Below are 22,677 nucleotides of genomic sequence, written 5' to 3'. Positions count from 1 at the left end.
TGATATTATACCGCCCCGGTTTTCGCGGCGGAGATCATCCGCAGGACCTCCTCGCGCACGGCCTCAGGGATCTTCTGTTCGTCCAGGTTTAGGAAGCCCTGGATGATGAGATCGCGCGCCTGATCCTCGCTCATCCCGCTCGCCATCAGATAGCCGAGCTTTTCCTGCTCGATCATGCCGATCGAGGCTTCATGGGAAAGCTGCGCCTGTGCATTGAGCGCGCGCAGCGCCGGCACCGAGTAAATCTCGCCATCATCGGTCAGCTTGAGGCCATTGCATCCCAGAAACCCGCTTGTTCCGGCCGCGTCGCCGATCAGCGTCGATCGGTTGGAAATGACGCCGCCGGCGGTCACCATGCGGGTGATGCTCTCGGAGCGTGCGCCCGCACCCTTCAGCCAGGTCTCGGCATCCATGATGCGTGCCGTGCCCGCTGGCGCATAGATGATCGACTGATCGTTGGCCGTGGCGCCCTCCTCCAGATAGCTACGGCTCTGCGACACGTGGTGTTTGACGGGTGCAAGCTGAATGACGCTGTTTGTGGCGTGCGCATTTTTCTCGAGGCGCGAACGGGCGTAGCTGTGGACCTCCATATTCGCCGCCCAATGCTCGATCGAGACCGAGCGGCACACCGCGCCCTCGCGCAGATAGCTTTCCGAGAGCGAGACATGATGGCCGGCATGGACCGAGCGCGGCACCGCCGAGCCAGAGATCATCTCCACCTCCGCGCCCTTCTCGATCACAGTAATATTGTGATGGAACTGCCGGCCCTGCGGCGCCTCGATCAGGGTGAAGAGCTGGATGGGGAGCCGCACCTTCGCGCCTTCGAGGACGCGCACGAAATGGCCGACCGGTGCATGCCTGCTCTCCGCCACTTCGGCGACGCGCTCGTCTTCGTCAGGATCGATGAGGCCGAACATCAGATCCTGGACCCAGTCGTAACGCCTGAGCGCCTCGGCGAGCGGCAGGATCTCGACCGCATTGTCCACAAGACCGATGTGCCGGACCTCCTGGTCCACCAGGACGCAGGTCCCTGCGCGCTCGCTCTCCTCTTCATAGCCGACCTCGGCAAGCAGCGCCTTCTCCTCCGGGGTGATGTCTTCACGAGGCGATGTGGTCATGACGCTATCCTTTCATCCGAAACGGCCACGGCGGGCTCAGATGCCCAGGGCGGCGGCGTATATCCGTGCGATTTGATGTGCGCGAAGAGGCGGTTCGGGTCGCCCGAGCAGATGATTTGGCCGTTCCCCAGCATGTGCCCCATATCGGCGCGGATATGGTCGAGGATGAAGCCGGTATGGGTGATGATGAGGGCTGAGCGTCGCTCGTTGTCTGGCCCGTCGCGACCAAGCAGGCGTTCCATTGCTGAGCCCACCGCAGCGATATGTTCGAGATCGACACCGCTTTCCGGTTCGTCGAACAGGCATATCCGCGGATGCTGCAGGAACAGCTTGAGGATTTCCCAGCGTTTGATCTCGCCGCCGGAAAACCCGACATTGATGTCCCGGTTGACGAAGTCGGCAAGATCGAGCGCAGCGGCTGCTTCGGCGAGCCCGGTATCGGCCTCAAGCGCCCGGGCGAGCGCCGTGATGGTCACACCGTCAAGCGCCGGCGGTCGCTGGAAGGCCATGCCGAGTCCAAGCCTCGCCCGCGCATTGATGGGCAAGCTGTTGATCCGCTCTTCGCCGAGACGGATCTCTCCGCGGGTCACGCGATAGGGCGGCAGGCCCATGATAGCGGAAAGGAGCGAAGATTTGCCGGAACCATCGGGGCCGAAAAGGATATGAGTTTCCCCCGCGCCGATGGCCAAATTGACGTCGCGCAAGAGCACGCGTGGACCCACGGTAACTTCGACGTCTGTAAGGATCATCGGCTGCGCAAGCATGGAAGAACTCCTGTTTCTTTAGATGCTGCCGACCGGTGTCCTGCCGCAACATTAGGGAATGTGCGTAGATCGACTCGCCACGCGGGTAGGTAGGGTGCGCGTCATCGCCCGAGTGGCCCACGCCAACGCGGTTGAATGGCACGTGGCGCCCGAGTTGCTGCGACTGATTAATTGCGATTCATTCGCAATTGTGCGATATCGATCCATGACAGGAATCGGATCGAAGGAGAACGACATGACCACGCCGCGCGATCGATCCGTCATGACCAGCCTTCGCGCTATCGAAAGGATGCTCGCGGATATTGGTGTGGCGTGGCCGAGGGATTTGCCATGAATCATGTCGTCATCCCTTCCCCTGTCCGCTTGTCGGAGGTTCACGGCCTCGTGACGGCAGCCGCACGCAGCTGGCGCACCGCGCGCGATCAACGCGGCAGGGTTCAGCGCCGTCTCTACGCGCTCCTCGTGGGCCAGGACTGCGGAATGCTCGCGCCTGTTTTTAACGGCTTGCTCACCCTGTACGAAACTGCCCTGGGCAGGCCCATCGTTATAGGCGGCTCCGGATTGTCGCGGGATGAGCAGGCTCTGCTGAGCATCGTCGACGGCTCGCATGATCATAATGGCGCAATGCGGTGCAGCGAGGGCATGGCCGCAGCATTCTCCTGCGCTGTCCGGTCCGCGCGGATCATGATCGCAAAAGTGCTTGCCGATCGCATCGGGCCACACCGTCCATCTTCGCTGGCGCCCATGCGCCTTGAGCTCGCAGGCGGAGAGCGTCTTTTCGACTGGAAAGTGGTCAACGCCCGGAACGAGCAGCCCGACCAGCGTTCTCCGACCTGATCCGCTTTGCGACTAAGTAGATTCCACGAATGCGCAGCCTTGCCGGATGATCGAACTTCTCGCCAGCTTTGACGTGCGAGGACGACATGACGGTGAAGGACATATTGGCGATCGTCGATACGGGCGATGAAGACGAGCAGTTCCTGAAGGATGCGCGAGAGTTTGCGCGTTTTCATGAAGCGCATCTGACGGTGGCGATCCTTTCGGCGATCCCGACCCCGGACTATGCCCTCGCCTACACCCAGCCCTATTTTCTGCTTGCGGACTATGTCGAAGCCGCTGAGGAAAAGCAGGCGAAGGTCACAAAGATCGGTGAGCGCGACGGCTTCGAGGTGCGGATCCTGAGCGACGAGCCCGGCGCCCTGCTCGACAAGGCGCCCGTCCAGGCCCGCTACGCAGATCTTGCCCTGTTCGGGCCGGTCGAGGCCTACGGCAACAAGCATCTGCGGCGCCGGCTCTTCGAAAATATCGCGCTCTCCTCCGGACGGCCGGTGCTCGTTCTGCCCGCGCAATGGAAGCCGCGCTCCTTCGCGCATCTCGCGATCGGATGGAATGCAACGCGGGAGGCGACCCGTGCGCTCGGAGATGCGCTGACGCTCGCGCAGCCGGGCGCAAAAATCGACATCCTGGTCGTCGATGCCAAATCCACCGCGAAGGGCCATGGCTCCGAACCCGGCGCCGACATCGCCCGGAATCTGAGCCGGCATGGCTTCGACGTGACGGTCCATGCGCTCTTCTCGGAAGGCGAGAACCAATCCACCGTCCTGGTCGATTTTGCGCGGCGGCATCGCGCCGACCTGCTGGTCATCGGCGCCTCTGCCCATTCGCGGCTGCGCGAACTCTTCCTCGGCGGCGTCACCCACGATCTGATTGACGGCGCGCCTCTGCCAATTCTTCTGGGGCATTGATGGCTTCCCCTGTTCAGGTCTCACCAGGATTTTAGGAGCTTGCCCAATGTTGTCATCTTCTTCGGAGCAATCGAACCTCCAAGCCGGCGAGACCAGCCTCACGACTGGCACGGGACTAAGCCTGCGCGTTCGTCCGGCCACTGCGGCCGACGAAGACGCGCTCGAGACCTTTTTCGAGCATGTGACGCTCGAGGATTTGCGCTTCCGCTTCCTCTCGGCGGTCCAGCATGTCGGCCATGATCAGATCGCCGCGCTGCTGCGCGCCGATCGGGATCGAACGAAAACCTTCCTGGCCTACGAAGAGAAGGGAGCGCTGGTCGGTGTCGCAACGCTTGCCGCCGATGCGCAAGGCGAGACCGCCGAGGTCGCGGTCTCGGTCCACCGCGCCTGGAAGGCGCAAGGCATAGGCTGGAGCCTGCTGCGGCATGTGGCGCAGACCGCGCGCGCCTGGGGCATCTTGCGCTTGCAGTCGATCGAAAGCCGCGACAATCATGCCGCGATCGAGGTCGAGCGCGATCTGGGCTTCACCGCGCGGGCCTATCCCGGCGATCCCACGCTCATCCTCGTGGAAGCCGACCTTGTATGCGACGCAGCCAGCGAGACGTAGCGCATGCACAATCATCGACCCCCGACCGCCGTTTCAAGACAGGTGATTGCATGGCGGTGATGGTCGCCATGCAGATCGACGCGCCGCACGTGGCCTTGCGACGCGTCGAGCGGCCCATACCGCTTCCGGGCGCGGGCCAGCTTCTCATCGGCGTCATCGCCTGCGGCGTCTGTCGAACAGATCTGCATGTCGCCGACGGTGAAATCCCCGCGCGCTATCCCATCATTCCGGGCCATGAGATCGTCGGGCATGTGCTCGAAGTCGGCCCGGAGGTCGAAGGATTCGACATCGGGCAGCGCGTCGGCGTCCCCTGGCTCGGGCACACGTGCGGCCAGTGCGGCTATTGTCTTTCCGGCCGGGAAAATCTTTGCGACGCGCCCGAGTTCACCGGCGCGACGCGCGATGGCGGCTATGCGACCCATGTCGTTGCGGACGCGCACTTCTGCTTCGCGCTTCCCGACAGCTTCTCCGATGTCGCAGCCGCCCCGCTGCTGTGCGCGGGCCTCATCGGCTGGCGGGCGCTCCGGCTCGCAGGCGAAGGCCGCCGCATCGGTCTCGTCGGCTTCGGGGCGGCTGCGCATATCATCGCCCAGGTCGCTGTCTGGCAGGGACGCGAGGTCTATGCCTTCACCCGCGAAGGTGACACAAAGGCGCAGGCGTTTGCACGATCGCTTGGCTGCTGCTGGTCCGGTCCCTCCACGGAGCGACCGCCTGTTGAACTCGACGCCGTTCTCATCTTCGCGCCAGTCGGCGCGCTCGTTCCCGCGGCCCTGAAGCTCGTACGCAAGGGCGGCAGGGTCGTCTGCGCCGGCATTCACATGAGTGACATCCCGGGCTTCGCCTATGCGGACTTGTGGGAAGAGCGCCAGATCCTGTCGGTCGCCAATTTGACCCGGGAGGACGGCACGTCCTTCTTCGAGGTGGCAGCGCAGTCGGGGCTGCGCACGGTCACCGAGTCCTTTCCGCTCGAGGACGCCAATGTCGCGCTCGATCGCCTGCGAAGCGGAACGCTGACGGGCGCGGCCGTTCTCATACCGCAGCAGATTGCCCGTGGCTGATCCGGCCGGCAACAACGCCTCCGGTCTGACGGAATGGCTGGCTTCTGGTGAAGCTTTCGGAGCGTCCGGGATTGTCCGTCGCATCGACACCCATGCCGCGAGCATCTTCCTTTGCGGCGAGACCGCATGGAAGATCAAGCAGCTGGTCGACCTCGGCTATCTCGACTTTTCCACGCCCGACAAGCGCCGGATGGCTCTCGAAGCCGAACTCAAGCTCAATCGGAGGACCGCGCCGGACCTTTACAAGGCGGTGCATCCGATCAATCGGGACGAGGACGGCAAATTTGCCATCGATGGTGACGGCGAGGCGGTGGACTGGGTCCTCGAGATGCGCCGCTTTCCGGATGGCGCCCTCTGGAGTGAGCTGGCAGACCGGAACGCTCTCGAAGAAGCGGCGCTGCAGCAGCTTGCCGATACCCTCGTCGGCTTCCACTCAAAGGCGCACATCGCGTGGCCCGGCGATGGCGCGGCCCGCATTCGCCAGATCATCGCCGGCAATGCCGAGGCGATGGCGATCTATCCGGGCATTCTCGATCCCAAAGCTGTTGCCGAACTGACCGGGCGGCTCGATCGCCTTATCGACCACAATAGCGGGCTGCTCGATGCACGCGGAAAGGCGGGCCGCATCCGCCATGTCCATGGCGACCTTCACCTCGCCAACATCGCGACGATCGATGGCGTGCCGACGCCCTTTGATTGCCTCGAATTCGATCCCGAGCTGTCGACGACCGACATTCTTTACGATCTCGCCTTCCTGCTGATGGATCTGTGGCAAAGGCACCTTCGCCTTGAGGCCAATATGGTCTTCAATCGCTATCTCGATCATTCGCCCGATGACGAGGGCGCCATCGGCTTGATGCCTCTGTTCATGAGCGTGCGCGCCTGCATCCGTGCCCATGTGGCGGCCGCGCGCGCAAAAAGCGGCGATGATGCCGCTCGTGAAGAGGCGGCGCACTATCTCCAGCTCGCGCAGGCACTGATCACTGAGGAGGCGCCCCGGCTGATCGCGATCGGCGGTTTGTCGGGCACGGGCAAATCAACGCTGGCGCGAACGCTTGGGGCTGATGTCGGCAGGCCGCCCGGCGCCCGCATTCTGCGGAGCGATGTTCTGCGCAAGCGCCTTGCCGGCGTTTTCGCCGAGACACCTCTTCCCGCATCCGGTTACACCGCCGAAGCCAGTCGCGCCGCCTACCTGGCACTGGATGGGCTTGCCTGGGCTGGGCTTGCGGTGGGGCAAGCTGTGATCGCCGACGCTGTGTTCGGGATGGCGCAAGAGCGCGAAGCGATCGAGGAAGTCGCCAGCCGTGTGGATTGCGCGTTCAGCGGCCTATGGCTCGAGCTGCCGGAAGGTGAGAGGATCACGCGGGTCGAGGGGCGCGTATCCGATGCGTCGGACGCGGATGCCAACATCGTGCGGAGACAGTCGCATAACCTGACCAGCAAGCCGGAAAATTGGGAGACCCTGACCAGTGAAGGACCGCTGGAAGAATTGTCAGGCAAAGCGCGCCTGCTGCTCGGTTTGAGCATCGGCTGACGCAGAAATTGGTGAACTCACCGGACGCCCGGGCAAGGTTGATGGAGATCCAGCTGGAGTGGAGCACCGAGGCCGTTCATGGGCGGCACGATCTTACCGTGAGGGCATGATTGCGGCGATAACGGTGGTCGGGTTGGGGCTCGCCTATGCCGGGATCCTGGTTGCGGGATTGGCATCGCTCGATACGCCCTCCGTCCCGATCGAGGATCCCTGGTTCACGATCCTCGAAATCCTGATCCTGGCGATCATGCCTGCGATGGTGATGCTCATGGCGGCGATATACACGTCAGCCCCGGAAAGAATGAAGCCACGCGGCCGCTGGGCACTCTATTTCATGATTATGACCGCGGTCACGACCATGGCCCTTCACGCCAGCCTCCTCATTCTGCGCCGTACCTCATTGATCGGCGAGCCACGGCGCGCCAGGCTGCTGTCCTTCGAATGGCCGTCTTTGCCCTATGCGCTCGACATATTGGCCTGCGACATCTTCTTTGCGCTGGCGGTGCTCATCGTGGCGGCACTTTTCGCAGGTTCGCGCGTGGGCAATGCCATCCGCGTGACTTTGATCCTCAGTGGCGTCCTGGCGCTCGCCGGTCTGGCCGGCCCTGTACTCGGGGACATGCGCCTGCGCAACATCGGCGTGGCGGGCTATGCGGGCGTCTTCCCTGTCGCGGCAGCGCTCATGGCAAAGTATTTCCGTGCCTCGATAAATGGAGAAATCGTCCCGCCCGCCTGATGGCGTCGTCTCCGAAAGCTCTGAGAACGCTTGCGCGATTTGCGCGTTATCCTGGCAGGAAGGAGCACCCTTATGCCAGCAACCTCGAAAGCGCAGCAGAAGGCGGCCGGCGCCGCGCTCGCCGCCAAGCGCGGCGAACAGCCAAAGTCGAAGCTGAAAGGCGCATCCAGGCAGATGGAGAAATCCATGTCGGAAGATGAGCTCGAAGAATTCGCGAGCACGAAGCGCAAGCGACTGCCAGACAAAAAGGACTGACCGCAGGGTACCCCGGCACATACCCTTGGGCGGTGGCGCCTCATTCCTTCTTTCGCATTCTCGCACGGGCCAAATTTCGTGAAGCTCAAGGGCTGCACGACCCACTTCGGATATGGAGTCCAGACCCAGTCGATCAGCCTGCCCGTTCAGCCGGCCGGATCACCTAAAGGCATGGCATACCAATGCCCTGCAACGGTCCTCAGCATAAGCGTCGACTGCCCGCCGTCTTCCGGTTTGAGAACATAGCGGTCTTGCTCAGCGTGAGCTTGCAGCCACGCACGCGCCCACTCGGTTGCTCGAAAATCGCTCTCGAAATCGTCGCCAAGCACGGGTGCCGACGTTTCCTCGCCTTGGCGAAAGAGCAAATATTTCATGTCCTGGTCCTCCATCGTTTATGGATTCGCCGGTCGCACGACGGCAAAGTCGTCCGCATCAGCTCGAGAGAATGGTGAAGAGGTAGGTCGCCAGCAGCACCAGATGCACGGCGCCCTGCAATATCGTGGTTCGGCCGGTGCCGAACGACAGCATCGCCACCGCCAGCGAGAGAGCGAGCAAGGTCACTTCGCGCGGTCCTATCCCGAGCGAAAGGAACCAGCCCATGAGGAGGGCGGCCGTGGCAACGGTGGGAATGGTCAGTCCGATCGTGGCGAGCGCCGAGCCGAGCGCAAGGTTCAAGCTGGTCTGAAGGCGGTTCCGGCGCGCGGCCCGATACGCCGCCACGCTCTCGGGAGCCAGCACGAGCGCCGCCACGACGACTCCGACGAAGGCTCTCGGAAGCGATATCGCAGCGATCGCGATCTCCAGAGGATGGGCGAGGTTCTTCGCCAGCAGGACGACCGCCAGCAAGGCGAGGAGCAACAAAGCCAGCGACACCACCGCTCGTTGTCCGGTGGGAGGGAGCGCGTGCAAGTCGGCCTGAAGATCCCCCTCCCCAGGCGGGAGAAAATAGTCGCGATGCCGGATCATCTGGACGAAGACGAACATGCCACAGAGGGTCAGGGAGGCGATCGCGGTAAAGGCGAGCTGCGCGCGCGTATGCCTGGCGTGATGGCGCCCGCAGCGAAGGTTGGCAATACGAGGACCAGCGTGGCCATGGCCGCCAACACGCACAGCGCGGCGTTCACCCCTTCGAGGACAAAATATTGCTCGCGGTGCCGCAGGCCGCCGACTAGCAGGCAGAGTCCCACGAGCCCGTTCAGGATGAGCATGATGGCCGCATAGACCGTATCGCGCGGAAGGGTCGCGCTGGCGGGTCCGCTGACCATCATCGAGAGGATCAGGGATGCCTCGATCACGGTAACGGCAACGGCAAGGATCAGCGTTCCGAATGGCTCGCCGGTCCGGTGGGCGACGACTTCAGCATGGTGGACCGCGGCGAGCACGGACGTCATGAGGATGATACCGGTGAGGACGATCATGCCGGCGCCGGGGTTCGCAGGCGAAAGCCAGAGCAGGGCAAGGCCGGCGGCCGGGATCCAGGCCGACCAGCCAGCAAGGACCTTGCGGCAGGACTCGCCTAAAGGGCGATCGGCGCGGGCCTGCTCCTGTGGCGGCGAGGCGCAAGCCATGGATCACCTCGCGCCCGCGCGCGCAACAGCTAACCGCGGAAGCTTGTTGAGGCCTGACATGCCCCCAGTGGTTTCGTCCGCTGCGTCACGGGGCTCTGCGAGCACCAGAATCGAGCGGGATTGAGCCTGGAGCGCGACGGGTCCGCGAACGAGCCAGCACTCATTCGCTGCGAAGCGATGCCCCGCGAGTTCGCCGTCACCGCTCACGACGGCAAGGCACGCACCTTCCGGCGTGACCACCACCTTTTCGCCAGGGCTGAGGGTGATCGGGGCGACCGCGAATGGCGCCTCTTCGCCGGGCAAGGGACGCAACGCGCGCGGCTCAAGTCTGCCATGATCGAACAGCCGGCAGATGGTGTTGGCGGTTTTCTCGATTTCGAGCACGGTCAGCTGTGGACCGAGCGCGTGGAGGGTTCCGGCTTCGATATGGAAGCTGTCGCCCGATCGCGGCCGGATTCGGTGCATCAGGTCCGGCAGACTGCGGTCTTGCGCCGCTACAGCGAGCCGTTCGGTCGTCGCGGCTTCCTTCAAGCCGAGACCGATGGAGGCGCCGGGCCGAGCCTCGATAATTTGCCACCATTTGTCCTTATGGCAGCACCCATGCACCGGGATCTGGGCCGGCAACGCTTCACAGGTTTGCAGCCACTTGATGACGAGCTCAAGACTGCGGGCTTCATAAATGATCTCGCCGAGGGGCTGTACATCGTCTGGACCCGGCAGGCCGTCTGTGCGCCCCCAGGGTTCTGCGACGAAGGTCGGCGTCAGCCGCTTCGCCCAGCCCGCGGGCGAGGATTTTTCCAGTTCAGTTCCGCCGCAGGAAGCATGACCGAGTTGGGACATCACACTGCCCCTCGCGGTGGGGTTGCTGCGCCGAGGGACGAACGCCGCCCGCCAGAACTGCCGAATAGAATTAAGGGTATCAACGACACGTCGGGTCTCGTGAGAACAAAGACGAAAGGCGCGCTGACCTGAGGCAAGCGCAGCCTTCCGTAACAATCTGCCAGGCCCGTTTGCGGAAGGATCGCAGCTCTGCGAGGCCGTAATCCGTCTGGATCGAAGGGCTGTGTCCTCTTGCGTGGAGCTTTCCACTCGGCATTCGGCGGGTCGCCGGCAGCGCGGATGGCATGAAGCGGACCCGGCCGTTCAGGTCCGGGTCCGCCTCCGGGATCAGTAGTCCATCGCCGGCATCGGCGCGGCCTTCTCCTCCTTCGGCACCTCCGCGACGAGCGCTTCGGTGGTGATGAGAAGCGAAGCGACCGACGCTGCATCCTGCAGCGCGGTGCGCACGACCTTGGCCGGGTCAATGACACCGGACTTCACCAGGTCCTCGTAGGCGCCGGTTGCGGCGTTGAAGCCCCAGTTATAGTCGTCGCTTTCAAGAAGCTTGCCGACGATGAACGCGCCGTCCTCGCCGGCATTGTCGGCGATCTGGCGCGCAGGCGCGCGCAGCGCCCGGCGGACGATATCGATGCCCGACTGCTGGTCATCGTTCGCCGCCTTGAGGCCGTCGAGCGCCTTGATCGCGCGCAGCAGCGGGATCCCGCCACCCGGCAGGATGCCTTCCTCGACCGCAGCCCGCGTGGCATGGAGCGCGTCGTCGACGCGGTCCTTCTTCTCCTTGACCTCGACCTCGGTAGCCCCGCCGACCCGGATGACCGCAACGCCGCCCGCGAGCTTGGCCACACGTTCCTGCAGCTTCTCGCGGTCGTAGTCGCTCGTCGTGGTCTCGATCTGCGCGCGAAGCTGCACGACCCGGGCATCGATGTCCGCGGGGGCGCCGGCTCCGTCGACGACGGTCGTATTGTCCTTGTCGATGATCACCTTCTTGGCGCGGCCGAGCATGCCGAGCGTGACGCTCTCGAGCTTGGTGCCGAGTTCCTCGCTGACGACGTTCCCGGCGGTGAGGACGGCGATGTCCTCAAGCATCGCCTTGCGGCGATCGCCGAAGCCCGGCGCTTTGACCGCCGCGATTTTCAGGCCGCCGCGCAGCTTGTTGACGACCAGGGTCGCCAGAGCCTCACCTTCGACGTCCTCGGCAATGATGAGCAGCGGACGGCCCGACTGCACCACCTGCTCAAGTAGCGGGATCAGCGCCTGGAGGTTCGAGAGCTTCTTCTCGTGGATGAGGATGTAGGGGTCCTCGAGTTCGACCTTGAGCTTCTCGGCATTGGTCACGAAATAGGGCGAGAGATAGCCGCGATCGAACTGCATGCCCTCGACGGTCTCGAGTTCGGTCGCGAGGCTCTTGGCCTCCTCGACCGTGATGACGCCCTCGTTGCCGACCTTCTCCATCGCTTCGGCAAGGATGCGGCCGACTTCCTCGTCGCCGTTCGCCGAGATGGTCGCGACCTGCGCGATCTCGCTGTTGGCGCTGACCTTCCGGGCGTGGGCTTGGAGATCCTCGACCACCGCCGTGACAGCAATGTCGATGCCGCGCTTCAGGTCCATCGGATTCATCCCGGCGGCGACCGCCTTCGAGCCCTCGCGCACGATCGCCTGGGCCAGCACCGTCGCGGTCGTCGTGCCGTCGCCGGCCTTGTCGTTCTGCTTGTTCGCCACTTCGCGCAGCATCTGCGCGCCCATGTTCTCGAACTTGTCCTTGAGTTCGATTTCCTTGGCGACAGTGACGCCGTCCTTGGTGATGCGCGGCGCGCCGAACGACTTCTCGATGACCACGTTGCGGCCCTTGGGGCCCAGGGTCACCTTCACTGCGTTGGCCAGCGTATCCACGCCGCGCAGCATGCGATCACGCGCGTCGGACGCAAACTTCACTTCCTTGGCAGCCATTGCCTCAACTCCTTTCTAAGATTTCCTTCCTGATGTTTGAGTAAAAGCGGGTCGGCTCAGGCCGCCTGCTTGAGCTCGGCTTGGGTCTCGATCACGCCAAGGATGTCGCTCTCTTTCATGATGAGCAGATCCTCGCCGTCGATCTTGACCTCGGTCCCCGACCATTTGCCGAAGAGCACGCGGTCGCCGGTTTTAACCGTCGATTCCGTCAGCCTTCCGCTTTCGTCGCGGGTGCCAGGGCCCACCGCGAGGACTTCACCCTCTTGCGGCTTTTCCTTGGCGGTGTCGGGAATGATGATGCCGCCCGAGGTCTTCTCCTCGGCGTCGATGCGGCGAACAAGCACACGGTCGTGCAAGGGTCGGAAATGCATGCATAACCTCCAGATGCAAAAACGTAGTTGTGATAGCCTGCGTTCATCCGAACGACAGGTTCCGCGGAACTAGGAAGCTTCATTTTTTCGTTCAAGAGGGGGAACTAAAAAATTTGGCACTCGATGAGCGTGAGTGCCAATGCCGTCCTTATCAGTGGTTTAGGATGTAATTTTCCTCTTGACGCGACTCAAGGTCGTACCAAAATCTTGGATCGCGCTGGGCGCAGCCCGCGCATTGAAAGGAGCGACACTAGGAAAGGAGGCACGGCCATGTCGCAGCCATTTTCCCGTTTTCTTCATCCCTTCGACGTTTCGCGTCATCCGAGCCTGGAGCCGGAAGTGAAACGCGCCATCCTCGCATCCTGGGCGTCCGATCGATCCGCGGTGCGGGACCAGCCAGCCTTGAGAAAGCCGCCCGGTGCCAGGCGCGCGGTTTCGATCGACGAGATCCTCGCGGCCATGCACGACCTGGACAATGGCTCGGAATCTAAACGACCGCTGCAATGAGCGAGGGAGGCTTCATCGCACAGCTGCAGGGCTATGGCCTGACGACGGCGGAGATTCACTTCTACCGGCCCGACGCGCCATCGCTGCTGCAGCTGTTCGTATGGCAGGAATATGATCTCGCGCCAGATTTCCCGGTGCTGTTCGATTTTCTCGACCACTGGCGGCGCGAGATCGAAGCCGCGCTTCATTCGGTCCGGATCGCCCATGAGCGGTTGATCCGTCCGGCCGAATGGCGCGCGGTCGATGGCGTGATCTCACTTTCGTGAAGCGCGATCTGTTCAGGCGATTGCGATCGCACAAGGACGACGTGCGGCTGCAGCTCCCTTTTGATGACATCATGGAGTTCGCGATCGCGTTGCTGTCGATCAGCCCGCAGGAGCTTGAAGCGCTGGGCTGGAGCTTTGCCGACCGCAAGCGCTTCCTCGATCATTTTCTGGCATCGGGCCGCGCTGCGCAAAGCGTGAAGCCCGAGCAATTGGGCAAGAAGTCGATTGAGATTGTCGTTCCCAAGACCGATCTCTCCCGTCTCCAGCAGTCGCGGTGCGCGAGCTCCCAAAAGCGGCCAGCAATGCCGGCGTGATCGATCGTGTGCTCACCGCCCTCGACGAAGCCGCACATCGGCGGGATCGAGAGACGAAGCGCCGGGAGGGTCGCTCCGTCCCTTAGCTCCCGACCTACGCGATGTAAGCGGGCAATTGGCGGCCGGAAGACGCACCAGTTCCGGGAGCGCAGTCACCCGAAGTCGACGACGTCACCTTAGGCTTGTGATCGGGCCCTTCAGATGTGATCTCCACGTTTCGCGCGCAAAAGCCCCTTCCGTTCGAGGCTGCCACATAGCTGTACCTCGTTTCCCCGACCGGCAGATCCTGCATCGAAGCCCAGTTCACAATCACCGTGTCATCACCGGGCAGCGCGTCGAGCGTGCGATCCTGCTGGAACATCGCATCGAACTGGCGATCCATGTCGGCCGATATGCGGTCGAGCAGCGTAAAAGGCGCCCAGGTCGCCTGCGACCAGGCTGCCCCCGGTCCGGGGGTACTCCGCTCCACGGTCACCTTGGGAGCGAGGTCGCCCTTATATGCGATGTGGGCGACGAGGCCGTCGGACAGGGCAACCGCCATCGCGTTGCTGCGAGGGTTACTTGCCAGCGCTGTACCCACGACCGCGAGGGCGGCGATACCGGCGAGCAAAGCAGAACGAACAAGCTGTTTCATCATCATCCTCCGTGAATTCAAAGTGTGGGTTTTTCGCGCGGCAGACCCTCTAGCTCGCCAGCCTATACTGGCCGCAACACTGCGGATGAGGGCCGGTCGGCAAGCAACAAAGAGCGGATAGCGGATCGGGGGCCGGCAACACCGCCGCCCGCAATCGAGAAGGCGGCTCTACACGACGCGTGAAGGCCAATCCCTGGCGGCGGCAGTAGGCTTCAGCTGAAAGGCGGTCGGAAAACCGAAGCTCGATCGTGTCGAGCGGATCGCCGCCGCCGGTCCAGCCCGTCAGCGGATCGGCCGAAGGACCCCATCGGGGGTGAAACCGGACGCGCCACTGGCCCCGCCTGGCTTGGCCGCCCTGGTTGGTGGCGATCGGCTCAGGTTCGACGATGGCGCGCGCATCGAGCGGCAGCGTGGAACCTGCCACGAGCGCGTTGGCGTTGGCGGAAGGCCCGGGACCAAAGTCCCGGGCCGATCGATCATGCAGCCTTTCCATTGACGGGAATCCGGCGGACATTCTCGTTCGCCGCCTCCGTCCGGGGTAGCAGCACCGTCAACACGCCGTTTTTGAAGGTCGCGGTCACCTTGTCGCGATCGACGCCCTGAGGCAGGCCGATGCGGCGTTCGAAGCGGCCGTAGCTGCGCTCCGAATAGCCGCGGTCCTTGTCCTCTACCTCCGCGCGCTTCTCGCCGCGCAAGGTCAGAGCCCCTTCCACGACGGTCAGTTCGACGTCCTTCTCGTCGAGGCCGGGGAGTTCAGCTATCACGCGGATCTCCTTGTCGGTCTCTGCGAGTTCGACATGCGGCCACGACAGGCTGCGGTCGAAACCGCCGAAGGCGGGCATTCCAAATCCGCGGAGCATGTCGTCGAAAAGCCGGTTCACGTCGCGGTGAAGCGAGAGCAGCGGGTGAGACTGCGGCTCGCGTTCGGCGCTCACCGGACCCGGCAGCCGGTTTTCCTGCCGGCTCCAGGGAATGAGATCACGAAAAGCCATGATAATCATCTCCACTTCTGGCTGGATTGAGGCTGAACCTGCCGGACGCCGCTCGCGGGGGGTACGGGGAAGTAAGCGGCGCCGGCAGGCCGGTGGGCTAGGGGTCAGGCAGCCTCGCTGACTTTTTCCTTCGCCTCGCCAAGGCGAGCGGTGGCAGGCTCGCTGCCACCGATCTCGATACGGCGCGGTTTCATCGCCTCGGGCACGACCCGTTTCAGATCGACCGAGAGCAGGCCGTTTTCGAACGTTGCGTTCCCAGCTTCCACGAAGTCGGCAAGCTGGAAGCGCCGCTCGAAGGCGCGCGCCGCGATGCCCCGGTGCAGATACTCACCCTTGCCGTCATCCTCGGCGCGTTTGCCAGTGACGGTGAGCAGGTTCTGCTGGGCGACCAGCTCGATATCCTCGGGCCGGAAGCCCGCAACCGCGAGCGTAATGCGGAAGCTGTCCTCGTCGACCTTGAGGATGTCGAAGGGCGGATAACCGTCATCTTCGCGCGCGCCCGCCTCGAGCAGGTTGAACAGACGGTCGAAGCCGACCGTCGATCGGCGGTACGGGGTAAAGTCAAAGTTCGTTCTCATTTCCAAATCCTCCTGATGAAGCGATCTGGACCATGAGCTGCGCCGGTATAGAAGAGCCGGCGCCCTCCATGTCCAGCCGGACCCGAACACGGCGCCCGGTACCAGATTAGCTAGTGCAGCCGAAACCGGTTTCAAGAGAAAAAATGAGCGTTTTGTCACGACCGCGAAGACCGCAAAATCCGGTGCCTACACTGTGTTGGAGCGGCAAGCCGGCATTCTTGTAAATCCGGAAGATCCTACAAAACTGATGTGGGAATCAGTCGCGCCGCACACTCAGGCCCTTCGAGACGACTTCCGCTAGTTCGCGCTCGAGTTCGTCCATCGTGAACGGCTTTGTCAAAAGGCGGGTGCCGGGATCAAGCATGCCGTTGTGCACGATGGCATTGCGAGTATAGCCAGTCATGTAGATGACCTGAAGTTCCGGCCGTTTCTCAAGAGCGCGGTCGACCAGTTGACGTCCTCCGGTACCGGGCATCACGACATCGGTCAGAATCACCGAGATTTCCGGATGCTGTTCCAGCCGTTCAAGCGCGACGGCGGCGCCATCGGCCTCAATGACGGTGTATCCCAGCTCCCGCGCCGCGCTGACGACGAAGCTGCGCACGCCGGGGTCATCCTCGACAACAAGGATGGTGTGAAGGCTACGATCATGGGTGGTGACAGGACGATACTCAATCTCCGCTGGCAGTTCGCGATTTGCGGTATCGCGCGGCAAATAGAGCTTCACGGTCGTACCGACGCCGATCTCGCTGTAGAGCTTGATGTGGCCGCGGGACTGTTTGAGGAACCCGTGAACCTGGCTAAGGCCCAGACCGGTGCCCTCGCCCACCTTCTTGGTGGTGAAGAAGGGATCAAAGGCCTTTGCCAGCACATCTGGTGTCATGCCAGCGCCAGTATCGGTCACGGCGATCAGGACATATTGGCCCGGTTCCACCTCGTCATGCTGCGCGGCATAGCTTTTGTCGAGAAAGGCATTGGACGTTTCGATGGTCAGGCGGCCATGGTCGCCCATGGCGTCGCGGGCATTGACGGCGAGATTGAGCAGCGCGCTTTCCAGCTGCGGGCAGTCAATGAAGGCGCGCCACAAGCCGCCCGCAAGAACAGTCTCGACCACGATATGCTCGCCGATCGACCGGCGCATCATCTCGGACATGTCTGACACGCATTTGTTGATGTCGGTCGGCTTGGGATCGAGCGGCTGAAGCCGTGAAAAGGCGAGCAGCCGCTTGGTGAGCGCAGCGGCGCGATTGGCGCCGCTCAGCGCGTTTTCCGCGTAGGCTCGTAGCCGTTCATCCCCACCGGACAGGCGGCGCAGCAACATGTCCATGCTTCCGACGATGATGGCGAGCATATTGTTGAAGTCATGCGCGACGCCCCCCGTGAGTTGCCCGAGTGCTTCCATCTTCTGGGCCTGACGCAGCATCGCCTCGGCTTTTTCCCGGTTTTCCCGCTCCTGGATCAGGGTCTCGTTCTGATCGACCAGTTCGAGAGCATGATCGCGCGCCGCTCGGGTAACGAGCGCCGCCAGAATCGCGGCCGCGAGTAAGGCGCCAATGATGACCGCGATCGAAAGCGTACGAAGGCGCACGGCGTCAGCCTGACGGCGAGCGACCAGCGCTTCCTCCGCCTTTTCAAGGGCAGCATTTTCAGAGCGTATGCGCTGCATGATATCGCGACCCTTGTTGGTCTTGACGATCGCGAGCGCGCCCGCGACATCACGGGCTTTCCCATGCTCCACCGTGCTCTCCAGTTCCTCGAGCTTGCTGTCGATAGCTTCGGACATGCGAGCAAGCCGCGCCTGCTGAGCCGGATCGCCGACAATGAGATCGCCAAGCCGCTTTTTGAGGTCAGGAATGTCGCTGCGAGCGCGGTCGAATGGTGCAAGATAGCTCGCGTCGCCCGTGAGGAGATAGCCGCGCTGGCCAGTCTCAGCGTCCTGGACAGCGCTGAAAAGCCTAGCCTGTGCCTGCCGAACTTCGTTCGAATGCGCAACTTTGCGTTCAACGCTGGCGGAAGAAATGGCGACGGCGAGGGCCGCGAGAGCTGCAAGTATCAGCAATCCAAAGCCACCGAAGACGGCCAGTCGGGATTTTAGGGAGGCGCCCTTGGGGCCTTTGAAAATAAACGAATCCACGCACCATCCTCACAGCATTTCGGCCGCCCGCAATCTTCCGGCGGAGACGCTCATAGCGTGATTCCGATGATTTGCGCCGATGTTTTCACGGGCCTCATCTGTCTGGCTCGGCGCGATCAGGACCTCGTATGATCCCGTATATTCCCGCGCAGATCCAACCTTGATCTTTTCCAGCAAGTGTAATCGACGAGCGAGGTATGGTGGTGAAGCTGGAAAAAATCGAAGCCTGGCATGCTTTGGCGGCCGACTTGGTTCTCGACCGGCTGGACGCAGATATTGCAGGCCTCAGCCAGCACGAAGCGGAAGACAGACTAGCCCGGCACGGGCCGAACGCGCTGCCGAGCGCTGCGGCGACGCATCCCCTCCTGCGCTTCCTCGCCCAGTTCAATAGCGCGCTCATCTATTTCCTGCTCGCGGCGGCGTTCGCAGCCGCTCTGCTCGGCCACCTCGTCGATGCGCTCGTCATCGCGGTCGTCGTCCTGGTCAACGCGATCGTAGGCTTCGCCCAGGAAGGGAAGGCCGAGCGGGCGCTGGGTGCGATCCGCGACATGATCGCCCCGCACGCGACCGTGCTGCGCGAAGGTGCGCGCCGGACGGTCTCGGTGCCGGACCTCGTGCCCGGCGATATCGTGATCCTGGAAGCCGGCGACCGTGTCCCGGCAGACCTGCGACTGCTCCGCGCGCGCGGCCTGCTGATCGACGAAGCGCCGCTCACCGGGGAATCAGTGCCGGTCGAGAAGCAGGAGGAACCCGTTGAAGACGCCGCCGGCATCGCCGACCAGCGCAGCATGGCCTTCTCCGGCACGCTGGTGGCCTCGGGCCAGGCAAGCGGCGTTGTCGCGGCCACCGGCATGCATACGCAAATCGGGCGGATCAGCAGTCTCCTCCAGGCAGTCGAGACCGTGACCACGCCCCTCCTCCGTCAGATCAACCGGTTCGCGCGCCGCTTTACATGGCTGGTGATGGCGGGCTCGGTGCTCTTGTTCGCCTTCGCGGTACTCGCCCGCGAGTTTCACTGGATCGATGCGTTGATCGCGGTTGTTGCGCTTGCCGTGGGCATCATCCCCGAAGGTCTGCCCGCGGTCATCACGATCACGCTCGCCATCGGCGTGCAACGCATGGCGGCGCGCAACGCGGTCATTCGCCGCCTTCCTGCCGTCGAGACGCTGGGCGCCACATCGGTAATCTGCTCGGACAAGACCGGCACGCTCACGCGCAACGAGATGATGGTCCGGCGCCTGCTGATCGAGCACGATACGATTCTCGTCGGCGGATCGGGCTATGCGCCCGAGGGCGGTCTCACCAGCGAAGGCGCCGAGGACGATGCCGATGCAATCGCGGCTGCCGGCGCGATCATTCGCTGTGGGCTGCTCTGCAACGACGCGACGCTCAGACGCGATGCCGACCAATGGAAGGTCGACGGCGATCCCATGGAAGGCGCGCTCGTCGCGCTGGCGATGAAAGCGGGCCTTAACGCCGATCACCTGCGCGCCGAATGGAAGCGTCTGGATGAGATCCCGTTCGACGCCGCCTATCGCTTCATGGCGACGCTCCATGCGGGCCCGGCGGGCGACCATGTGATCTTCCTCAAGGGGGCGCCGGAGGAAGTCATGGCCATTGCCGGGATCGATCCGCGAAATTGGGAACAGCGGATCGCCCAGGCGGCCGATCATGGCGAACGTCTGCTCGGCTTTGCTATGAAGCGGCTGCCGGGAGGCAAGGCCCGCATCGCCTTCGATGACCTCGAAGGCGGCGTCGAGTTTCTGGGTTTGATGGGCTTTATCGATCCGCCGCGCGAAGAGGCCAAGGCAGCAATCGCCGAATGCAGATCGGCCGGCATTGCTGTCAAGATGATCACCGGCGACCATCTCGGCACCGCGCTTGCCATCGCGCGCCAGCTCGAGATCAACGAGAAACCGCACGGCCTTACCGGCAAGGAACTCGAAGACCTCTCCGAGGATGCGCTCGCGGCGCGCGTGCTCGGGATCGACGTCTTCGCGCGCACGAGCCCCGAGCACAAGCTGCGGATCGTCCGCGCGCTGCAGTCGCATGGCCTGATCGTCGCCATGACCGGCGACGGCGTCAACGACGCCCCGTCGCTCAAGCAGGCCGATGTCGGGACCGCGATGGGCCACAAGGGCACCGAGGCGGCCAAGGAAGCGGCCGAGATGGTCCTGCTCGACGATAATTTCGCCTCGATCGTCGCGGCGGTCCGAGAGGGCCGCACCGTCTACGACAATATCCGCAAGGTCATCGCCTGGACCTTGCCGACCAATGGCGGCGAGACGGTCGCGGTCGTGCTGGCGATCCTGATCGGCTTCACCCTGCCGATGACCGCGACGCAGATCCTCTGGATCAATCTGGTGCTGGCGGTAACGCTCGGTCTGGTCCTGGCGTTCGAACCCGGCGAACCTGGCACGATGGAGCGGCGCCCGCGACCGGCAAGCGCCCCTCTGCTCTCGCCGTTCATGCTCTGGCGGGTGCTGCTCGTTTCGGTCATGCTGGCTGTCCTCGCGCTGGGCGTCTTCTTCCACACGCTGGGACAGGGCCGCGATCTGGAAACGGCGCGCACGATGGTCGTGAACATGCTGGTGGTCGCGGAAATCTTCTACCTCTTCAACGTGCGCTACCTCCACATGCGCTCACTGACATGGCGTGGCGCGATCGGGACGCCCGCAGTCCTCGCAGCGATCGCCGTCGTGGTTCTGGCGCAGCTGCTCTTCACCTACGCCCCCTTCATGCACGCCGTGTTCGAAAGCCGCGCGCTCACCCTCGGCGACGGCGCACTTATCATCGTCCTGGGCATCGGCCTGTTCTTCTGCCTCGAATGCGAAAAGCTGCTGATGCGGCGTCTGGGCTGGTTCGACGAGCTTAACTGACCGGCAGGTCTCCATCTCGAAAGGAAGCTATATGAGCACTCCGACCCGTCCGCGCAAAATCCTCCTCGCCACGGATATGAGCTGCCGCTGCGACCGTGCGCTCGACCGGGCCGTTCAACTGGCGCAGGAGTGGGAGGCCGAACTGATTGCGGCCTATGTCATCGATCCCGCGGAGACACGCCAGTTCCGGTTCGACCGCACGCCCGCCTCGTGGCGCCGGCTGCCGAGCCCCGTCGACCGGATGAAATGGCGCCTCAAGCGCGACCTGGGCAAATCGGGCGACACCATCCGCGTCCTGGTCGAAGAAGGTGAACCGGCCGAAGTTCTGCTGGCAATGGCGGCACGAGAGGGCTGCGACCTGATCGTGACCGGAATCGCCAGCGACGAGACGCTCGGCCGCACGTTTCTCGGCAACACCGTCAACCGGCTGGTGCGCGGATCGCCGGTACCCGTGCTCGTCGTCCATGATCGCGCGGTCCGGCATTATCGCGACATCGTCGTCGGCACGGACTTCTCGGAGGCCTCGCTGCAGGCGCTGCTTGCCACGGCCGCCTACTTTCCGGCAGCGGCGCTGACCTTGTTCCACGGCTATGATGTCCCCTTCTCCGGCTATCTAGACGAGCAGGATTTCAAGCGCGACGTCGGCGCCATGGAGGAGGAGCTTGGCAAAAAGTTTCTGGCCGATGAGCGCGTCGATGCGCGTCTCAGGGACAGAACGGACGTCATGATTGCGCATGGCCACCCCGAGCGGTTGCTGAGTGACTATGTCGAAGACCAGCACGTCGATCTGACCGTCATTGGCAGCCATGGCCGCGGCGCGCTGTTCGACGCGCTGATCGGGAGCACCGCAAAGAATCTGGTGGAATCGCTCGAAGGCGATCTTCTGATCGTCCACTATCGGCCCAACGAATAGCCCAAGCACCTGTTTGAAGAAGTTAAATCACCGGCGGGGTTGTATGATCGGCCTCCGTAATATCCCGCATATAGACCGGCTCGAACGCACCATAGCCTCCTCCAAACGAGACGGAGGCGACGATGAAAAATATCCTTCTACTGGTACATGACGATGAGGGGCAGGAAGCCCGGCTGCAGGCGGCGCTCGACCTGACCCGGGCGCTGGACGGCCACCTGTCCTGCATCGATGTCACGATGATCCCCGATCTCGCGTGGGATTATGACGGCACCGGATCGGCCATGCTGCTCGCCAACGAGCATGGCCGCGAAGTGGACAACAAGGCTGCCCTCGAAGCCCGGCTGGCATCCGAGGATGTTGCGTGGAGCTGGACCGATGTTACGGGTTTTGCGGCCGAGGCAGTTCTGGACACCGCAAGGCTCGCCGATCTCATCGTGCTCAACCGCAAGCTCGACCAGGCCTCCCACCCCGACATGGCTGATATCACGAGCCGGGTCGTCATCAAGGCGGGCAAGCCTGTCGTTGCGGTCCCCAATGATGTCAGAGGCTTCAAACTGCGCCGAGCGTTGATCGCCTGGGATGGACAGCCTTCCGCGGCGACAACCATGCGGGCCTGCGTTCCGCTGCTGGCGCTCGCCGAGGAAGTCCAGATTTTCATGGCCAGAGACGGCGCCGAGCAGACCGAGCCGACCGAGGCTGCGGAATATCTCTCGCGGCACGATATCCATGCCGCGATCCGCATTGTCGACGATGGGCTGACCCCCGCCGATCAACTGATCGCCGATGAGGCCGCCAACTGGCACGCGGACTATATCCTGATGGGTGCCTATGGCCGCGGACGGCTGATGGAGACGTTCGGCGGTGTGACCAAGCGCATGCTCGCGCACAGCAAGCTTCCGCTGATTCTCGGCCACTGA

24 protein-coding genes and 1 pseudogene are annotated in these 22,677 nt (G+C 63.3%); 13 read left to right on the top strand and 12 right to left on the bottom strand.

Features of this window, described 5'->3' with window-relative positions; all coding sequences use genetic code 11:
* Positions 1–5 precede the first annotated feature (5 nt).
* Together ACXJ16_RS16575 and ACXJ16_RS16570 are read right to left on the bottom strand one after the other, a co-directional pair.
* Complete coding sequence (locus ACXJ16_RS16575) at positions 6–1,118, bottom strand: SufD family Fe-S cluster assembly protein (protein ID WP_463922632.1); 1,113 nt, start codon at positions 1,116–1,118, stop codon at positions 6–8.
* Entirely contained in the window at positions 1,115–1,882 is a 768-nt protein-coding gene (locus ACXJ16_RS16570) for an ATP-binding cassette domain-containing protein (protein WP_463922631.1), read from the bottom strand. The genes ACXJ16_RS16575 and ACXJ16_RS16570 overlap by 4 nt, the downstream gene beginning before the upstream one ends.
* A gap of 330 nt (positions 1,883–2,212) precedes the next feature.
* On the opposite strand from ACXJ16_RS16570, the gene ACXJ16_RS16565 reads away from it, so the two are divergent.
* From ACXJ16_RS16565 to ACXJ16_RS16535, 7 genes are all read left to right on the top strand, one after another.
* The gene (locus ACXJ16_RS16565; RefSeq protein ID WP_463922630.1) at positions 2,213–2,719 is read left to right on the top strand and encodes a hypothetical protein; all 507 of its coding nucleotides are present in this window, start codon (positions 2,213–2,215) and stop codon (positions 2,717–2,719) included.
* An 86-nt stretch (positions 2,720–2,805) separates the two neighbouring features.
* On the top strand, positions 2,806–3,627 hold the full coding sequence (locus ACXJ16_RS16560; RefSeq protein ID WP_463922629.1) for a universal stress protein: 822 nt from the start codon (positions 2,806–2,808) through the stop codon (positions 3,625–3,627).
* 46 nt (positions 3,628–3,673) lie between these two features.
* On the top strand, positions 3,674–4,234 hold the full coding sequence (locus ACXJ16_RS16555) for a GNAT family N-acetyltransferase (RefSeq protein ID WP_463922628.1): 561 nt from the start codon (positions 3,674–3,676) through the stop codon (positions 4,232–4,234).
* 59 nt (positions 4,235–4,293) lie between these two features.
* Positions 4,294–5,292 carry a zinc-dependent alcohol dehydrogenase family protein gene (locus ACXJ16_RS16550; protein WP_463923283.1) on the top strand — a complete coding sequence of 333 codons (999 nt, stop codon included), beginning with the start codon at positions 4,294–4,296 and terminating at the stop codon, positions 5,290–5,292.
* On the top strand, positions 5,285–6,826 hold the full coding sequence (locus ACXJ16_RS16545) for a bifunctional aminoglycoside phosphotransferase/ATP-binding protein (RefSeq protein WP_463922627.1): 1,542 nt from the start codon (positions 5,285–5,287) through the stop codon (positions 6,824–6,826). Before ACXJ16_RS16550 ends, ACXJ16_RS16545 begins: the two co-directional genes overlap by 8 nt.
* A 106-nt stretch (positions 6,827–6,932) precedes the next feature.
* Positions 6,933–7,562, top strand: a complete 630-nt coding sequence (locus tag ACXJ16_RS16540; RefSeq protein WP_463922626.1) for a hypothetical protein — start codon at positions 6,933–6,935, stop codon at positions 7,560–7,562.
* Positions 7,563–7,634: 72 nt separating this feature from the next.
* Entirely contained in the window at positions 7,635–7,817 is a 183-nt protein-coding gene (locus ACXJ16_RS16535; protein ID WP_463922625.1) for a DUF3008 family protein, read from the top strand.
* Between the two features lie 146 nt (positions 7,818–7,963).
* Here ACXJ16_RS16535 and ACXJ16_RS16530 read toward each other — a convergent pair whose 3' ends face one another.
* From ACXJ16_RS16530 to ACXJ16_RS16510, 5 genes and pseudogenes are all read right to left on the bottom strand, one after another.
* Positions 7,964–8,206 carry a hypothetical protein gene (locus ACXJ16_RS16530; RefSeq protein ID WP_463922624.1) on the bottom strand — a complete coding sequence of 81 codons (243 nt, stop codon included), beginning with the start codon at positions 8,204–8,206 and terminating at the stop codon, positions 7,964–7,966.
* Between the two features lie 43 nt (positions 8,207–8,249).
* Positions 8,250–9,385: pseudogene (locus ACXJ16_RS16525) on the bottom strand (calcium:cation antiporter).
* A 3-nt stretch (positions 9,386–9,388) separates the two neighbouring features.
* Entirely contained in the window at positions 9,389–10,225 is an 837-nt protein-coding gene (locus ACXJ16_RS16520) for a cupin domain-containing protein (protein ID WP_463922623.1), read from the bottom strand.
* A 327-nt stretch (positions 10,226–10,552) separates the two neighbouring features.
* The gene (gene groL / locus ACXJ16_RS16515; RefSeq protein ID WP_463922622.1) at positions 10,553–12,172 is read right to left on the bottom strand and encodes a chaperonin GroEL; all 1,620 of its coding nucleotides are present in this window, start codon (positions 12,170–12,172) and stop codon (positions 10,553–10,555) included.
* Between the two features lie 56 nt (positions 12,173–12,228).
* Positions 12,229–12,543 carry a co-chaperone GroES gene (locus tag ACXJ16_RS16510; RefSeq protein WP_463922621.1) on the bottom strand — a complete coding sequence of 105 codons (315 nt, stop codon included), beginning with the start codon at positions 12,541–12,543 and terminating at the stop codon, positions 12,229–12,231.
* A 270-nt stretch (positions 12,544–12,813) separates the two neighbouring features.
* On the opposite strand from ACXJ16_RS16510, the gene ACXJ16_RS16505 reads away from it, so the two are divergent.
* From ACXJ16_RS16505 to ACXJ16_RS16495, 3 genes are read left to right on the top strand one after another with little or no spacing between them, the layout of a single operon-like run.
* Entirely contained in the window at positions 12,814–13,050 is a 237-nt protein-coding gene (locus ACXJ16_RS16505) for a hypothetical protein (RefSeq protein WP_463922620.1), read from the top strand.
* A complete protein-coding gene (locus tag ACXJ16_RS16500; RefSeq protein WP_463922619.1) occupies positions 13,047–13,316 on the top strand; it encodes an usg protein in 270 nt (89 codons plus the stop codon). Before ACXJ16_RS16505 ends, ACXJ16_RS16500 begins: the two co-directional genes overlap by 4 nt.
* A complete protein-coding gene (locus tag ACXJ16_RS16495; RefSeq protein ID WP_463922618.1) occupies positions 13,313–13,630 on the top strand; it encodes a hypothetical protein in 318 nt (105 codons plus the stop codon). The genes ACXJ16_RS16500 and ACXJ16_RS16495 overlap by 4 nt, the downstream gene beginning before the upstream one ends.
* A gap of 94 nt (positions 13,631–13,724) precedes the next feature.
* On the opposite strand, the gene ACXJ16_RS16490 is transcribed toward ACXJ16_RS16495, so the two are convergent.
* The 5 genes from ACXJ16_RS16490 to ACXJ16_RS16470 all read right to left on the bottom strand — a co-directional run bounded on the left by ACXJ16_RS16490 (position 13,725) and on the right by ACXJ16_RS16470 (position 17,968).
* Positions 13,725–14,264 (bottom strand): hypothetical protein, encoded by a 540-nt coding sequence (locus tag ACXJ16_RS16490; protein WP_463922617.1) that lies wholly within the window; start codon positions 14,262–14,264, stop codon positions 13,725–13,727.
* Positions 14,265–14,313: 49 nt separating this feature from the next.
* On the bottom strand, positions 14,314–14,757 hold the full coding sequence (locus ACXJ16_RS16485; RefSeq protein WP_463922616.1) for an NADH dehydrogenase ubiquinone Fe-S protein 4: 444 nt from the start codon (positions 14,755–14,757) through the stop codon (positions 14,314–14,316).
* Positions 14,741–15,256, bottom strand: coding sequence for an Hsp20/alpha crystallin family protein (locus ACXJ16_RS16480; RefSeq protein ID WP_463922615.1), 516 nt, complete (start codon positions 15,254–15,256; stop codon positions 14,741–14,743). Before ACXJ16_RS16480 ends, ACXJ16_RS16485 begins: the two co-directional genes overlap by 17 nt.
* Before the next feature lie 104 nt (positions 15,257–15,360).
* Positions 15,361–15,834 (bottom strand): Hsp20 family protein, encoded by a 474-nt coding sequence (locus ACXJ16_RS16475; RefSeq protein WP_463922614.1) that lies wholly within the window; start codon positions 15,832–15,834, stop codon positions 15,361–15,363.
* A 256-nt stretch (positions 15,835–16,090) separates the two neighbouring features.
* A complete protein-coding gene (locus tag ACXJ16_RS16470; protein ID WP_463922613.1) occupies positions 16,091–17,968 on the bottom strand; it encodes a CHASE3 domain-containing protein in 1,878 nt (625 codons plus the stop codon).
* 197 nt (positions 17,969–18,165) lie between these two features.
* Here ACXJ16_RS16470 and ACXJ16_RS16465 point away from each other — a divergent pair, with 197 nt between their 5' ends.
* From ACXJ16_RS16465 to ACXJ16_RS16455, 3 genes are all read left to right on the top strand, one after another.
* Positions 18,166–20,847, top strand: coding sequence for an HAD-IC family P-type ATPase (locus ACXJ16_RS16465; protein WP_463922612.1), 2,682 nt, complete (start codon positions 18,166–18,168; stop codon positions 20,845–20,847).
* A gap of 31 nt (positions 20,848–20,878) precedes the next feature.
* Positions 20,879–21,760 (top strand): universal stress protein, encoded by an 882-nt coding sequence (locus ACXJ16_RS16460; RefSeq protein WP_463922611.1) that lies wholly within the window; start codon positions 20,879–20,881, stop codon positions 21,758–21,760.
* A 122-nt stretch (positions 21,761–21,882) separates the two neighbouring features.
* Positions 21,883–22,677 carry a universal stress protein gene (locus tag ACXJ16_RS16455; protein ID WP_463922610.1) on the top strand — a complete coding sequence of 265 codons (795 nt, stop codon included), beginning with the start codon at positions 21,883–21,885 and terminating at the stop codon, positions 22,675–22,677.

Source organism: Novosphingobium sp. TK71, assembly GCF_055361505.1.
Note: the sequence above shows the minus strand (reverse complement) of the source record. Positions and strands in the feature narration are given on the sequence as shown.

Excerpts from the sequence above, each read along its gene's own strand:
- ACXJ16_RS16550 (WP_463923283.1), top strand. The coding sequence starts at position 4,294 with ATGGTCGCCATGCAGATCGACGCGCCGCACGTGGCCTTGCGACGCGTC.
- groL (WP_463922622.1), bottom strand. The coding sequence starts at position 12,172 with ATGGCTGCCAAGGAAGTGAAGTTTGCGTCCGACGCGCGTGATCGCATG.
- ACXJ16_RS16465 (WP_463922612.1), top strand. The coding sequence starts at position 18,166 with ATGGTGGTGAAGCTGGAAAAAATCGAAGCCTGGCATGCTTTGGCGGCC.
- ACXJ16_RS16565 (WP_463922630.1), top strand. The coding sequence starts at position 2,213 with ATGAATCATGTCGTCATCCCTTCCCCTGTCCGCTTGTCGGAGGTTCAC.
- ACXJ16_RS16540 (WP_463922626.1), top strand. The coding sequence starts at position 6,933 with ATGATTGCGGCGATAACGGTGGTCGGGTTGGGGCTCGCCTATGCCGGG.
- ACXJ16_RS16560 (WP_463922629.1), top strand. The coding sequence starts at position 2,806 with ATGACGGTGAAGGACATATTGGCGATCGTCGATACGGGCGATGAAGAC.
- ACXJ16_RS16505 (WP_463922620.1), top strand. The coding sequence starts at position 12,814 with ATGTCGCAGCCATTTTCCCGTTTTCTTCATCCCTTCGACGTTTCGCGT.
- ACXJ16_RS16500 (WP_463922619.1), top strand. The coding sequence starts at position 13,047 with ATGAGCGAGGGAGGCTTCATCGCACAGCTGCAGGGCTATGGCCTGACG.
- ACXJ16_RS16460 (WP_463922611.1), top strand. The coding sequence starts at position 20,879 with ATGAGCACTCCGACCCGTCCGCGCAAAATCCTCCTCGCCACGGATATG.
- ACXJ16_RS16530 (WP_463922624.1), bottom strand. The coding sequence starts at position 8,206 with ATGGAGGACCAGGACATGAAATATTTGCTCTTTCGCCAAGGCGAGGAA.
- ACXJ16_RS16535 (WP_463922625.1), top strand. The coding sequence starts at position 7,635 with ATGCCAGCAACCTCGAAAGCGCAGCAGAAGGCGGCCGGCGCCGCGCTC.
- ACXJ16_RS16520 (WP_463922623.1), bottom strand. The coding sequence starts at position 10,225 with ATGTCCCAACTCGGTCATGCTTCCTGCGGCGGAACTGAACTGGAAAAA.
- ACXJ16_RS16510 (WP_463922621.1), bottom strand. The coding sequence starts at position 12,543 with ATGCATTTCCGACCCTTGCACGACCGTGTGCTTGTTCGCCGCATCGAC.
- ACXJ16_RS16475 (WP_463922614.1), bottom strand. The coding sequence starts at position 15,834 with ATGAGAACGAACTTTGACTTTACCCCGTACCGCCGATCGACGGTCGGC.
- ACXJ16_RS16555 (WP_463922628.1), top strand. The coding sequence starts at position 3,674 with ATGTTGTCATCTTCTTCGGAGCAATCGAACCTCCAAGCCGGCGAGACC.
- ACXJ16_RS16485 (WP_463922616.1), bottom strand. The coding sequence starts at position 14,757 with ATGGAAAGGCTGCATGATCGATCGGCCCGGGACTTTGGTCCCGGGCCT.
- ACXJ16_RS16480 (WP_463922615.1), bottom strand. The coding sequence starts at position 15,256 with ATGGCTTTTCGTGATCTCATTCCCTGGAGCCGGCAGGAAAACCGGCTG.
- ACXJ16_RS16575 (WP_463922632.1), bottom strand. The coding sequence starts at position 1,118 with ATGACCACATCGCCTCGTGAAGACATCACCCCGGAGGAGAAGGCGCTG.
- ACXJ16_RS16570 (WP_463922631.1), bottom strand. The coding sequence starts at position 1,882 with ATGCTTGCGCAGCCGATGATCCTTACAGACGTCGAAGTTACCGTGGGT.
- ACXJ16_RS16490 (WP_463922617.1), bottom strand. The coding sequence starts at position 14,264 with ATGAAACAGCTTGTTCGTTCTGCTTTGCTCGCCGGTATCGCCGCCCTC.
- ACXJ16_RS16455 (WP_463922610.1), top strand. The coding sequence starts at position 21,883 with ATGAAAAATATCCTTCTACTGGTACATGACGATGAGGGGCAGGAAGCC.